The sequence below is a fragment of the Streptomyces sp. NPDC096105 genome, assembly GCF_044763335.1.
Lineage (GTDB): Bacteria > Actinomycetota > Actinomycetes > Streptomycetales > Streptomycetaceae > Streptomyces.
In genome coordinates this window covers 228120-240819 of the sequence record NZ_JBIWGC010000010.1, presented here as the reverse complement: position 1 = coordinate 240819, position 12700 = coordinate 228120, and the positions used below count along the sequence as shown (strand labels likewise).

General features: G+C 74.3%; 12 protein-coding genes. 7 read left to right on the top strand and 5 right to left on the bottom strand.

Translation table 11 applies throughout. The features are described from left to right. Positions 1–222: 222 nt before the first annotated feature. The gene (locus tag ACIQ8B_RS18735) at positions 223–1074 is read left to right on the top strand and encodes a DeoR/GlpR family DNA-binding transcription regulator (protein ID WP_403548047.1); all 852 of its coding nucleotides are present in this window, start codon (positions 223–225) and stop codon (positions 1072–1074) included. 65 nt (positions 1075–1139) lie between these two features. Next, positions 1140–1610 carry an SRPBCC family protein gene (locus ACIQ8B_RS18730; protein ID WP_290008827.1) on the top strand — a complete coding sequence of 157 codons (471 nt, stop codon included), beginning with the start codon at positions 1140–1142 and terminating at the stop codon, positions 1608–1610. Here the strand turns inward: ACIQ8B_RS18730 and ACIQ8B_RS18725 are convergent. Continuing rightward, complete coding sequence (locus ACIQ8B_RS18725; protein ID WP_403548045.1) at positions 1584–2735, bottom strand: PLP-dependent cysteine synthase family protein; 1152 nt, start codon at positions 2733–2735, stop codon at positions 1584–1586. The two genes, ACIQ8B_RS18730 and ACIQ8B_RS18725, sit on opposite strands and share 27 nt — an antisense overlap. A gap of 323 nt (positions 2736–3058) precedes the next feature. Here ACIQ8B_RS18725 and ACIQ8B_RS18720 point away from each other — a divergent pair, with 323 nt between their 5' ends. Together ACIQ8B_RS18720 and ACIQ8B_RS18715 are read left to right on the top strand one after the other, a co-directional pair. Further along, complete coding sequence (locus tag ACIQ8B_RS18720; protein WP_290008823.1) at positions 3059–3382, top strand: hypothetical protein; 324 nt, start codon at positions 3059–3061, stop codon at positions 3380–3382. A 183-nt stretch (positions 3383–3565) separates the two neighbouring features. Then, positions 3566–4111 (top strand): ATP-binding protein, encoded by a 546-nt coding sequence (locus tag ACIQ8B_RS18715; RefSeq protein WP_403548043.1) that lies wholly within the window; start codon positions 3566–3568, stop codon positions 4109–4111. Between the two features lie 630 nt (positions 4112–4741). Here ACIQ8B_RS18715 and ACIQ8B_RS18710 read toward each other — a convergent pair. Genes ACIQ8B_RS18710 through ACIQ8B_RS18700 form a run of 3 tightly spaced genes read right to left on the bottom strand, consistent with a single transcriptional unit; the run spans position 4742 to position 7370 of the window. Continuing rightward, a complete protein-coding gene (locus tag ACIQ8B_RS18710) occupies positions 4742–5161 on the bottom strand; it encodes a PPOX class F420-dependent oxidoreductase (protein ID WP_198602621.1) in 420 nt (139 codons plus the stop codon). 41 nt (positions 5162–5202) lie between these two features. Beyond that, entirely contained in the window at positions 5203–6099 is an 897-nt protein-coding gene (locus ACIQ8B_RS18705; protein ID WP_403548041.1) for an NAD(P)-dependent oxidoreductase, read from the bottom strand. A gap of 32 nt (positions 6100–6131) precedes the next feature. Continuing rightward, positions 6132–7370: an ROK family protein gene (locus ACIQ8B_RS18700; protein WP_403548039.1), complete on the bottom strand. Its 1239-nt coding sequence runs from the start codon at positions 7368–7370 to the stop codon at positions 6132–6134. A gap of 161 nt (positions 7371–7531) precedes the next feature. Between ACIQ8B_RS18700 and ACIQ8B_RS18695 the strand changes: the two genes are divergently transcribed. Continuing rightward, positions 7532–8665 (top strand): methyltransferase, encoded by a 1134-nt coding sequence (locus tag ACIQ8B_RS18695; RefSeq protein ID WP_403548091.1) that lies wholly within the window; start codon positions 7532–7534, stop codon positions 8663–8665. 93 nt (positions 8666–8758) lie between these two features. After that, entirely contained in the window at positions 8759–10597 is a 1839-nt protein-coding gene (locus tag ACIQ8B_RS18690; protein ID WP_403548037.1) for a glycoside hydrolase family 15 protein, read from the top strand. Positions 10598–10600: 3 nt separating this feature from the next. On the opposite strand, the gene ACIQ8B_RS18685 is transcribed toward ACIQ8B_RS18690, so the two are convergent. Continuing rightward, positions 10601–11563 carry a hypothetical protein gene (locus ACIQ8B_RS18685; RefSeq protein ID WP_403548035.1) on the bottom strand — a complete coding sequence of 321 codons (963 nt, stop codon included), beginning with the start codon at positions 11561–11563 and terminating at the stop codon, positions 10601–10603. A gap of 440 nt (positions 11564–12003) precedes the next feature. Here ACIQ8B_RS18685 and ACIQ8B_RS18680 point away from each other — a divergent pair, with 440 nt between their 5' ends. After that, positions 12004–12663, top strand: a complete 660-nt coding sequence (locus tag ACIQ8B_RS18680) for a phosphatase PAP2 family protein (protein ID WP_290008809.1) — start codon at positions 12004–12006, stop codon at positions 12661–12663. Positions 12664–12700 lie beyond the last annotated feature (37 nt).

Here is a 12700-nt window from a genome sequence, read left to right as displayed (position 1 = left end):
GTGCGCATTCGTCGTCACATGACTTCCCCGGTCCGTGTGACGCGCACGCATCACAGGGGTGACCAGAAGCATCATGTACGCGACGAGCCACCGGTGACGCCGCCCGGGGTCCGGCATGGGAGGATGGGAGGTCCGCGCACCGGTGCCGGGAGGATGCCGCCCGACGCCGTGGACGTGCGGGCGGGTGTCGGACGGCTGTGCGGCGAAAGGACCGGAGCGTACGTGAGCGAGAATCAGAACCTGCTCGCCGAGCAGCGGCGCGCCCTGATCCTCGACGAGGTCCGGCGGCGGGGCGGGGTCCGGGTCAACGAGCTGACCCGGAGGCTCGGCGTGTCGGACATGACGGTCCGCCGCGACCTCGACGCGCTGGCCCGGCAGGGCGTTCTGGAGAAGGTGCACGGCGGCGCGGTCCCGGTGGTCGAGGCGAGCACGCACGAGCCGGGGTTCGAGGCCAAGTCCGGTCTGGAGCCGACCGCCAAGGAGGACATCGCGCGCGCGGCGGCCGAGCTGGTGCCGCCGGGCGCGGCGGTCGCGCTGTCCGGCGGCACGACGACGTTCGCGCTGGCTCACCGGCTGACCGAGGTCCCCGATCTCACGGTGGTCACCAACTCGGTGCGGGTGGCCGACGTCTTCCACGCGGCGCAGCGCTCCTCGGGCAGCCGGAAGGGAGCGGCCACGGTCGTCCTGACCGGCGGGGTGCGCACCCCGTCCGACTCTCTGGTGGGCCCGGTGGCCGACCAGGCGATCGCGGCGCTCCACTTCGACCTGCTGTTCCTCGGCGTGCACGGGATATCGGCCGAGGCGGGGCTCTCGACGCCGAACCTCGCGGAGGCGGAGACCAACCGGCGGCTGGTGCAGTCCGCCCGGCGGGTCGTCGTGGTCGCCGACCACACCAAGTGGGGCACCGTCGGCCTGAGTTCGTTCGCCTCGCTGGAGCAGGTGGACACGCTGGTCACGGACTCCGGACTGTCCGCCGAGGCCCGCGCGGAGGTGTCCGAGCATCTGCGGCGGCTGGTGGTGGCCGGCGAGTCCGAGGAACACCCGGACGAGCCGGCGGAGGCCGGCGACGCCTGACCGGGCGCCGCTCCGTCCGCCGTCCGTGTGCCGCACGTCGCGTGATCCTTCAGGGAGTTGAGTCGATGGCCCGCCGTCTGCGCCCCGTGGGGCAGGAGTTCGCCTCGGTCGCGCCCGTGCGCCTGGTCTTCGAGCGGGAGATCACCGCGGCTCCCCCGGCGGTGTACGCCGCGCTCGCGCGGGACGTCACCGGCTGGCCCGCGTGGTTCCGCCCGGTCACCCTGGCCCGTCCGCTGGACGGCGGCGCGGGCCGGGAGATCCGGCTCGCGGGCGGTGCCCGGTTCCGCGAGACGGTCCTCGCGGCCGAGGGCCCCGAGGTGTACGCCTACCGCGTCGACGTGACCAATGTGCCGGGCGCCCGCGCGCTGGCCGAGGAGTGGCGGCTGCGGCCGGCCGGGACGGGCACGCGGGTGCGCTGGACGATGGCGGCCGACGGCGTCACGCCGTTCCGGCTGGCGCTGAAGGCGGCCCGCCCGGGTCTCGCGGCGGGCTTCCGCGACGCCATGACCTCACTGGACCGCCGGCTCGCGGGATAGCCCCTCGGGCCACACGCCGGTGCGCAGCAGGGAGTCGATCGCCGCCGCGTACGGCGTCACGTCCAGGCCCTGCTCGGCCAGCCAGGCGTCGGAGTAGTACTTGTCCAGGTAGCGGTCGCCCGGGTCGCACAGCAGCGTGACCACGCTGCCCCGCCTGCCCTCCGCGGCCATCTCCGCCACGATCTTCAGCGCGCTCCACAGCCCGGTGCCGGTGGAGCCGCCCGCCTTGCGGCCGATGACGCGCTCCAGGGCCCGCACGGCGGCGACGGCGGCCGCGTCGGGCACCTTCATCATCCGGTCGACGGCGCCGGGCACGAAGCTCGGCTCCATGCGGGGGCGGCCGATGCCCTCGATGCGGGAGGCCCTGTCGCAGGAGACGTCCGGGTCGCCGGTCGTCCAGCCCTGGAAGAAACAGGAGTTCTCCGGGTCGGCGACGCAGATGCGGGTGTCGTACTGCATGTAGTGGACGTAGCGGGCGAGGGTCGCGGAGGTGCCGCCGGTGCCGGCGGTGGCGACGATCCACTCCGGTTGCGGGAACCGCTCCATCCGCAGCTGACGGAAGATCGACTCGGCGATGTTGTTGTTGCCGCGCCAGTCCGTGGCCCGTTCCGCGTAGGTGAACTGGTCCATGTAATGGCCGCCGGTCTCCGCCGCCAGGGCGGCGGACGCCTCGTACATCGTGCGGGGGTCGTCCACGAAGTGGCACCGGCCGCCGTGGAACTCGATCAGGCGGCACTTCTCGGCGCTCGTCGTGCGTGGCATGACCGCGATGAAGGGAACGCCGATCAGCTTCGCGAAGTACGCCTCCGACACGGCCGTGGAACCGCTGGACGCCTCGATGACCGGGCGGTCCGGCCGGATCCAGCCGTTGCACAGGCCGTACAGGAACAGGGAGCGGGCCAGCCGGTGCTTGAGGCTGCCGGTGGGGTGGGTGGACTCGTCCTTCAGGTAGAGGTCGATGCCCCACCGCTCGGGCAGCGGGAAGAGCAGCAGATGGGTGTCGGCCGAACGGTTGGCGTCGGCCTGCACCCGGCGCACGGCCTCTTTCAGCCAGGCCCGGTAGGCGGGGTCGCTGTGGTCGACGTCGAGGGTGGCGCCGGTCAGGGTCTGTTGGGGAGTGCTCACGAGTGGGCTCCTTACACTGAGCGCCGACGGCGTCCAGCGCGGCCGACACTCCGATCATAAGCATCCCTCACACTGCCTCTCACCTGCATAAACACATCTTTGACGGCCTGAAAGGCAGGGCTGGGGACCCGGGGGCGCGCGGGTGGGGGCGCATTGGCGCGAGTGCCCCCCGCGCCCCCGGACGGCGGGGTTCGGGCTCTGGTGCTCGGCGGCGCGTGCGGGCAGACTGCACCGGCGGGAGCAGGGGCACACTGGTTCCGGACAGCGGCCGGTTCGCGCGGCGCGGTCCGGACCACCGACGCGCACAGAGGGGGCGGGTGGCAATGGCGGAGCCAGAGTTCGAGGCCACGGGCGTGCGGATCGGCCGGCGGCTGCGGTCGCTCACCCGGGCCGGACGGGTCCGGATCAGCGACGGGCGGCTGGAGTTGCTCACCAGCTACGGCACCGAGATAGACAGCGCGCCGGTGCAGGCCGTACGGGCCACCCGGCCGTGGTTCGCGCCCGACGGCCGGGCGTTGGCCGACCTCAACGGCCACCGGTATCTGCTGACCCTCGGGGACCACGACCCGGCGCCCGGGGAGCCGGGCCCGCCGGCGGCCCGGCGTTTCGTCGAGGCCGTCCGCCGGGCGGCGGGGCGCGACGCCTGAGATGTCCGCGAGTTGCGCCGCCTCATCCGCTGGGTCACGCTGTTCTCACGTCACTCTGGGTTTACCGGCGATAACGCTGCGAACCAGCCCGCCGGCCACGACAGCAGGCGGCAGCGTCACGCAGGCGCCCTGCTGGATCCGTACTCCGTGTTCTTCCGGACCTCACGTCGGGGAGTCGCAGCCGTGATCAGTCATCCGAGCAGGCACTGCACGGTGGAGCTCCAAGCCCTGCCGTCGCGGATCGGCCAGGTCCGCAGAATCGTATCTGCGCAGTTGCGCTACTGGCATATGGACCCTCTGATAGACCGGGCCTCGCTCGGTGTGACGGAGCTGTTGTCCAACGTCCACCGGCACGCGCAGCCCGACAAGACGTGCACCGTGGAGATGGAACTGCTCCTCGACCGGCTCAAGGTGTCGGTGCACGACCACGATCCGCGGCTGCCGGCCGTCGCGGACGCCGGACCGCTCGCCACCTGCGGCCGCGGCCTGGCGATGGTGGCCGCCATGAGCGAGAGCTGGGGCGTGCTGCCGGACGGCGAGTCGGGCAAGGCCGTGTGGTTCACCCTGCCGACGCCCGCGGCCGCCGGACCGGCGGCCTGGGACCGGCGTCCGGACCTCACGGCCGCCGCACCGGACCGGCCACGGTTCACGGAGGTCGCACTCGTCGACCACGTGTCCGAGGCCCACCGGCCCGAACCCGCTCCCGCCCGGTCCGCCGTCCCCGGCTGACCGGGCGGTGACACGACGGGCGCCGCCGAGGGCAGCGGTGTCCGGCGGACCTCCCGCCCGCCGGACACCGCTGCCGCGGACCGCCGGCGGACGCGGACGAGGCCGTCCGTGGTGACGGCGGGCCGGCCGCCGGCGCCGGCCACCGCGGTCCTCACGGTGTGCCGGGCGCTCGCCGCCCGGCTCTTCGTCCGGATCGCCTGCCGGTGGCTCGTGGCCGCCCCCAGTCCACCGTGGCGGCCTTGACGCGGTCGACGTACACATACCGCCTGCACATGTACGCCCGGCCCGAACTCGACGCCCGGGAGACCGCCCGGGAGGCCGGGCGGCCGGTGAACGTCCACGTCGGGCTCGCGCCCTTGGAAGCGCTGGAGTACGACGTGCCGCCGAGGCAGCTGGCGGAGCCGCGCGCTCCAGCTGCCGGACCGGACCGCCGCGCTCTCCCGGAGGATCACCGGGGTGCGGGCGGCCGCCGTCCCGTCGCCCCTCGGCGACACGTCGAGACCCGCCCCGGGAGGGGCTCCGGCCGTCGCGCGGCCGGCGGCGGCCGGCGTACCGCCCGGGGAGTACGCGGGCGGTGCGCCGCTTCCGCCGTGGCCCCCGACGCGTACGGCGCGTCCAGGGGCCCCTCGGTCAGCCGGACTGGTCGCTGTCCTTCATCGCGCCCCAGCCGTGCCACCGCTCGACCTCGACCCAGGCGCTGACCCGGCGGCGCTCGCGGTCGGGGTACTCGGAGCCGCCGTAGTGGCGGGAGAGGCGGTCGATGTCGGCGAGGCCCTCGTCGTCGTACATCTCGGCGACGCGGCCGAGAAGGGTGACGTGGGTGTACCAGTCGTCCGCGGCGAGGACGGTGAGGGTGACGCGCGGGTCGCGGCGGAGGTGGCCCAGGCGGACCCGGCCCTCGTCGAAGTTGATCAGCGCACGGCCGTTCTCCCAGAGGTACCAGGTGGGGGTGGAGACGGGCGCGCCGTCGGAGCGCAGGGTGGCCATCACGCACGGGTTGGGCTTGCGCAGCAGCGCCTCGGCCTCCGGCGGCAGTGGGGGCTTGGACACGTGAACTCCTCGGTGAGTGAAGGGAATCGTGGGGGGGATGGTCATGCGGTGGTCGCCGGTCCGTCGCCGAAGCTGGCGTAGTACGCGGCTGCCATGTCCTCGTCGCCGTGACCCTGGTCCGCGGCCCGCTCCAGGCGGCGGGCGCTCGCGGCGGCGACGTCGAGGCGGACGCCGCCGCGCTCGCCGGCCCGCACGATGAGTGCGGCGTCCTTGGCGGCGGTCCTCACCGCGAACTGAGCCGGGGAGAGCCGCTCCTCGAGGATCAGCTGTGCCTTGGCGTGCAGATAGCCCATGTCGAGCGGTCCGCCGGCGATGAGGTCGAAGAAGGCGTCCGGTGCGACGTCGAGGGCGCGGGCCAGCGCCAGGGTCTCGCCGGCGGCGGCGGTGGCCGCGAGCACCCAGCTGTTGGCGACCAGCTTCAGCCGGGTGGCGCCCGCCTCCGCGCCGTCCTCGCCGGTCCACACGGTGCGGGCGCCCACCGCGTCGAACACCGGCGTCACCGCGTCGCGTCCCTCGACGGGACCGGCGGCGAGCACGGTGAGCCGTCCGTCCTCGGCGGGGCCCCGGGTGCCGAGGACCGGGGAGTCGTAGAAGCGCAGGCCGTGGTCGCGGGCGAAGGCGGCCATCCCGGCGACGTCCTCGATGCCGCTGGTGGTGCACTGTGCCCAGGCGGCTCCACGCGGGAGGGCCGGGGCGGCGGCGCGCATGGTCCCCAGGGCGACGGGGCCGTCGTACAGCATGGTGAGGACCACGTCGGCGGACTCCACCGCCTCCTCGGGGGTGCCGGCGACATGGGCGCCGTCGGCGGCCAGCGGGGCGGCCTTCGCGCGGGTGCGGTTCCAGGCGCGGACGGTGTGCCCGGCCCGGAGGAGGTTGCGGGCCATCGCCGCGCCCATGATGCCGGTGCCCAGGACGCTGACGGTGAGCTTGTCGGTCATGCGGTCGGCCTTCCGTCGGGCGGTCGTCGTCCTTACGCCAGTGCGCCCAGAGGATCGTCCAGCACCGGCTGCCAGGCCAGCTCCGCCGCGCCGACCAGACTGTTGTGGTCCAGCGTGCAGGGGAGGATCGGTACTCCGCCACTTCGGCCCCACAGGCTGCGGTCGGCGACGACGGCGCGGAGCCGGTCGGGGTCGGCCTCCAGCAGGGTGCGGTGCAGGCCGCCGAGGATGATCCGGTCGGGGTTGAGGATGTTGACCAGCCCGGCCAGTCCGAGGCCGAGCCGGTCGATGAGCTGTTCGGTGGCGGTGCGCACCTCCGGGTCGTCGTACTGCCCGCGGATCAGGTCGTCGGCCTGCTTCAGCAGGGACATCTCGGGGCCCGGGTCGCGGCCGGCCGCGGTGAGCAGGGCCAGCGGGTCCGCCTCGACGTCGAGACAGCCGCGGCCGCCGCAGTGGCAGGGGCGGCCGCCGGGGTTGACCGCGAGGTGGCCGACCTCCAGGGCGAGACCCGAACTGCCCGTGTGCAGACGGCCGTCGAGGACCAGCGCACCGCCGACGCCGCGGTGGCCGGTGGCCACGCACAGCAGGTCGCGCGAGCCCCGCCCGGCGCCGTGCCGGTGTTCGGCGAGCGCGACGAGGTTGACGTCGTTGGCGGCGAAGGCGGGCCCGTCGAGGCCGGCGGCGCGCACCTGCTCGGCGAAGATCTCCCGTACCGGGGCGCCGACGGGCCAGGCCAGGTGCAGCGGGTTCAGGGCCAGCCCCTCCGGTTCGGCGACCGCCGACGGCACGGCGAGCCCTGCGCCCACGCACCGCCGTCCGGTCTCCCGCAACAGCTCGGCGCCGGCCGCGACGACGGAACCGAGGACCTTCGCCGGGTCGGCGTCGACGACCTCGCAGCCGGGCGCGGTGGCGACGATCCGCCCGCCGAGCCCGACCAGGGCGGCACGGAAACCGTCGGCGTGGATCTGCGCGGCGAGCGCCACGGGGCCGTCCTCGGCGACGGACAGCCGGTGCGAGGGGCGCCCCTGGGAGCCGGCGCCGGCGCCGGGCCGGGCGTCCACGCGGATCAGTCCGAGCGCCTCCAGTTCGGCGGCCACCGCACCGGCCGTGGCGCGGGTGACGCCGAGCTCCGCGGTGAGCACGGCGCGGGTCGGGGCGCGCCCGGTGTGCACCAGCTCCAGCGCGGGTCCGAGCGCCCCGCGCCCCCGGTCCAGCCGCGTCCTCGAGGTGGTCCCTTCCCCCGCCGGCCGGGGGTCCGCCTTCCCGCTCATGGGGGCGAGTCTCCCATGATCCGCAACGCTCGCGGACGACAGGCCGCGTGTCCGCGGGACACCCGTGGGGCGTGCGCGGCGTGCGCCCCGGCGGCTCCGCCCGTCCGCCGCGCCGGGCCGGACCGGGGCTCGGTTAGCCTGGCGGCACGATGAACGACCGTATGACGACTCCCTGGGGCGAGCCGGAGCTGGCCCGCTTCCCCGAGGACCCGCGGAACAGGCTGCGCGCCTGGGACGCCTCCGACGCGTATCTCCTCAGGCATCTCGCCGGCCGGCAGCCGCCGCCGTCCGGCACGGTCGTGGTCGTCGGCGACCGGTGGGGCGCGCTGGTCACGGCGCTCGCCGCGCACCGGCCGACGCAGATCACCGACTCCTGGCTCGGCCAGGAGGCCACCCGTGCCAACCTCGCCCGCAACGGTGTCGAGCCCGGCACGGTCCGGCTGCTGACCACGCAGGACGCCCCGCCGGAGCGGATCGACGTACTGCTGGTGCGGGTGCCCAAGAGCCTGGCGCTGCTGGAGGACCAGTTGCTGCGGCTGGCGCCGTCGGTGCACGCGGACACGGTCGTGGTCGGCACGGGCATGGCGAAGGAGATCCACACCTCGACGCTGAAGCTGTTCGAGCGGATCCTCGGCCCGACCCGCACCTCCCTGGCGGAGAAGAAGGCGCGGCTGATCTTCTGCACGCCGGACCCCTCGCTGGTCCGCCCGCCGAACCCGTGGCCGTACCGCTACACGCTCCCCGAGGACGTCGGGCCGGTGTCGGGCCGGACGGTCGTCAACCACGCCGGGGTCTTCTGCGCGGACCGGCTCGACATCGGCACCCGTTTCTTCCTGCGCCACCTGCCCGCCGGGCGGGGCGGCGGCCGGGTGGTGGACCTGGGCTGCGGCAACGGTGTCGTGGGGACGGCGATGGCGCTGGCCGACCCGAAGGCCGAGGTCCTGTTCGTGGACGAGTCCTTCCAGGCGGTCGCGTCGGCGCAGGACACCTACCGGGCGAACGACGTGAGCGGGCAGGCCGAGTTCCGGGTCGGCGACGGCCTGACGGGCGTCCCGGCGGGCAGCGTCGACCTGGTGCTGAACAACCCGCCCTTCCACTCCCACCAGGCCACCACCGACGCCACGGCCTGGCGCATGTTCACCGGCGCCCGCCGCACCCTGCGCCCGGGCGGCGAGCTGTGGGTGGTCGGCAACCGGCACCTCGGCTACCACGTGAAGCTGCGCCGCCTGTTCGGCAACAGCGAGGTGGTGGCCTCGGACCCGAAGTTCGTGATCCTCAGAGCCGTACGACGGTAGGCCCCGGCCGGTGCGCCGCTCGTCGGAAGGCCGGTCCCGCTCCCCCTGCCTAAGCTGGCAGGGGGAGCACGCGCGCCGGCCGAGGAGGCTGCGATGGACGGGACGACGGACCGGCCGGGCGACGGCTCCGGCGCCCGGCGGTGCATGCCCATCGCCGATCACGGGCTGATCGGCGATCTGCGCAGCGTGGCGCTGGTGGCGACGGACGGCACCATCGACTGGTACTGCGCGCCGCGCTTCGACGCGCCGAGCGTGTTCGCCGCGCTGCTGGACGCCGGCCGGGGCGGCTGCTTCGAGCTGGCGGCGGCCGTGCCGGCCCGCACCAGGCAGTTCTACTTCCCCGACACGAACGTGCTGATCACCCGCTACTTCACCGAGGACGGCGTCGGCGAGGTGCAGGACTTCATGCCCGTGTCGGGCGAGTCCGCGGAGGAGGACCGGCACCGGCTGATCCGGCGGGTGCTGTGCGTGCGCGGTTCGCTGCCGTTCCGCGCGCTGGTGGCGCCGCGGTTCGGCTACGCGGCGCTGCCGCACACGCTGCGCGTCACCGGGGACGTGGCCGTCTTCGCGTCCGAGGCGCTGGATCTGGCGCTCACCGCCACCGTCCCGCTGGAGCAGGACGGACTCGACGTACGGGCGGACTTCAAGCTGGCCGAGGGTGAGACGGCCGTGTTCGCGCTGGACCGGGTCGGCGGTGGGCTGGCGCCGCGCGGGTGCGCCCACGCGGAGGCCGAGCGGGAGTTCGCCGCGACGGTGCGCTACTGGCGGGACTGGTTGTCCGCCTCCCACTACCGGGGCCGCTGGCGGGAGATGGTGCACCGCTCGGCCCTCACCCTGAAGCTGCTGACGTACGCGCCCACCGGGGCGATCGTCGCCGCGCCGACGACGAGCCTGCCGGAGGAGTTCGGCGGCGAACGCAACTGGGACTACCGGTACATGTGGGTGCGCGACGCGGCGTTCTGCGTCTACGCCATGCTGCGGCTGGGCTTCACGGAGGAGGCGGAGGCGTTCATGGCGTTCGTCTCCCGGCACATCAGCCCCGGCGACGGCAAGCCCTCGGGCCCGCTCCAGATCATGTACGGCATCGACGGCCGCACCGACCTGTCCGAGCAGACCCTCGACCACCTGGAGGGCCACCGCGGCTCACGGCCGGTCCGGGTCGGCAACGCGGCGGCCGACCAGCTCCAACTGGACGTCTACGGCGCCCTGATCGACTCGATCTACCTCTACGACAAGTGGGCCGAGCCGATCTCCAGCGAGCAGTGGGACCATGTGACGGCGCTGGTCGACTGGGTGTGCGGCAACTGGGACCAGCCCGACGAGGGCATCTGGGAGACGCGCGGCGGCCGGAAGGACTTCCTGTACTCACGGCTGATGTGCTGGGTGGCGATCGAGCGCGGCGTCCGCATGGCCCGCCGCCGCGGCCTGCCCGCCGACCTGCCGCGCTGGACGGAGTGCCGGGACGCGATCTACCGGCGGATCATGACCGCCTGCTGGTCGAAGGAGCTGCGGGCGTTCGTCCAGCACGAGGGCGGTGAGGTGCTGGACGCCGCGCTGCTGATGATGCCGATGGCGAAGTTCATCGCGCCGAAGGACCCCAAGTGGCTGTCCACGCTGGACTGTCTGACCCGTGAGCTGGTGTCCGACTCGCTGGTCTACCGCTACGACCCGCACGTGAGCCCCGACGGCCTGCACGGCGAGGAGGGCACCTTCTCCATCTGCTCGTTCTGGTACGTCGAGGCCCTCACCCGCGCCGGCCGCCTCGACGAAGCCCGTCTGGCCTTCGAGAAGATGCTCACCTACGGCAACCACCTCGGCCTCTACGCCGAGGAGATCGGCCACACCGGGACCCAACAGGGCAACTTCCCGCAGGCCTTCACCCATCTCGCCCTGATCAGCGCGGCGTACAACCTGGACCGGGCGCTGGGCTGACCCTCAGTGGCCGTGACCGTCGGAGTGCTCGGACTGCTCCGCGTGTCCGGGTGAGGTGGCGGGACGGGGCTCCTCGGAGGGGACCTCGCCGGCCTCGACGGTGAAGGCGGCGGTGCGGACGGCTCCGTCGTGCTTGAAGTCCAGGAAGAGGCGGTAGCTGCCGCTGCTGGGCGCCGTGGCGGTGAAGGAGACGTGCGGTCCGGGCTCGGTGGTGCCGTCGCCCGGTTCGCCCTCGGGGTGGACGTGCAGGTAGGCGAGGTCTCCGGCGCGCAGGGCGACCAGGTGACCGTAGGCGCCCAGGTAGGGCTGGAGGTCGGTGACCGGCTTGCCGGCGCGGGTGACGGTCAGGCGCAGCTCGCTCGCCCGGCCGGGCGTCAGCGTCCCGGTCAGCTTCACGTCGTAGCCGTCGACGCGGGCCGTGGTGGAGGGCCGCGGCAGCTCGCGGGGACTGTAGGGGCCGGAGGCGGCCAGGTCCGCACCGAGGGTGAGGTTCTCCGCGCCCGGCCGGTCGGGGGTGAAGTCGGCGAACACCCGGTAGCCGCCGGCGCGGGGCAGGTCGACGGGGGTGCTCCAGATGCCGTCGGCGGCGCGCTCGGGGTGGAGGTGGCGGTAGGTCACCAGGTCGCGGGAGGCCACGATGAGGTGCAGTTCCTTGTCGTGCTCCCGTCGGTACTCGGTGACGGGCTCACCGTCGGCGTCCCGCACGGTGAGGCGCAGTTCGGCCCGCTCGCCGGCCGTCACGGCCGGGGTGTCCAGGTCGAGGGTGTAGCCGCCCTCGGAGATCTGCAGCCCGCCGGGCGCGTGGGCGGCCCCGCCGTGCTCGCCCTCCCCCGGCGGATGCTTCTCCCCGTGCGCCTGGGGACGGTCCGCGACGACCGGGTCGAAGGTCTGGCCGACCCCGTAGGCGGTGCCGAAGGCGGCCGCCAGTGCGGCGGTGAACGCGGTGATCCTCAGTCCGGTCTTCATGGCCGTCTCTCCCGTGGAACCAGCGGCCCGCACCCCGTCACGAGCCGATCGATACAGCTCACGATACCCCTAGGGGGTACTGAGTCAAGTCGGTGGGCGCCGGGCATGGCGTACCCGGCGGGGTACGCGGCCGGCCCTCTCGCGCGAGCCCCGTCCCGTGTCCGCGAGGGACCGGAGACGACCGTCCGGGCGACCAGGCCGACACCGCGGTTCGCGGCGGCCGGCTCGCGCGAAGCGACGACCGCGGGCGCGGCCATGGCGTTCCCCTCGGTGTTCGCGATGGGCGGCTCCCTGCGGCTGCGGGCGTTCCAGGCGGCCTGGACCGCCCACGGGCGGGGCGGGCGATCCCGTCGCACGGACCATGCGTACCGTGGGCACCCCGTGCATCCCGCCTCACGGTGCGGGTACACCACCAGACGATGTCACCGCGGGAGAGAAAGATGAGCGAGCCGCCCACCACCGACCGGAACGACGCCCGTCCGCCCACCGGACCCGTGCCGCCCGCCGACGGACTGCGCAGGGTCGCCTCCGCCGTGCTGAGCGATCTCAGAGCGGTGGACGGTGCGCTGTACGCGGCGGTCGCCGCGACCCCGACGCCGACGCTCGACCGCGCGCTGCGCCGGCTCTCCCACACGGCCGACCACTCCAAGATCTCCTTCGCCATCGCCGGCGCGCTGGCCCTGGCCGGCTCCCGCCCGCGCCGGGCGGCGCTCGCCGGGGTCGGCGCCGTGGCCGTGGCGTCCGCGTCGGCGAACCTGCTGGGCAAGCGGCTGGTCCGGCGGAACCGCCCGGACCGGGAGGCGGCGCGGGTGACGGTGGACCGGCATGTGCCGATGCCGACGTCGGCGTCGTTCCCCTCCGGGCACACGGCGTCGGCGGTCGCCTTCGCGACGGCGGTGGGGACGGTGTTGCCCGCCGCGTCGGTGCCGTTGGGGGCGCTGGCGGGGGCGGTGGGGTATTCCCGCATCCATACGGGGGTGCACTATCCGGGGGATGTGGCGGCGGGGGCGGTGCTGGGGGTCGCGTCCGCGGCCACCGCGTTGGCGGTCGCCTCGGCCCGGTTCCCGGCGTCCTACCCTCGGTGGCCGCGGCGCGGCTGACACCTCGGAGGCATCGGGCGCCCTCGGGCGGGCGCTC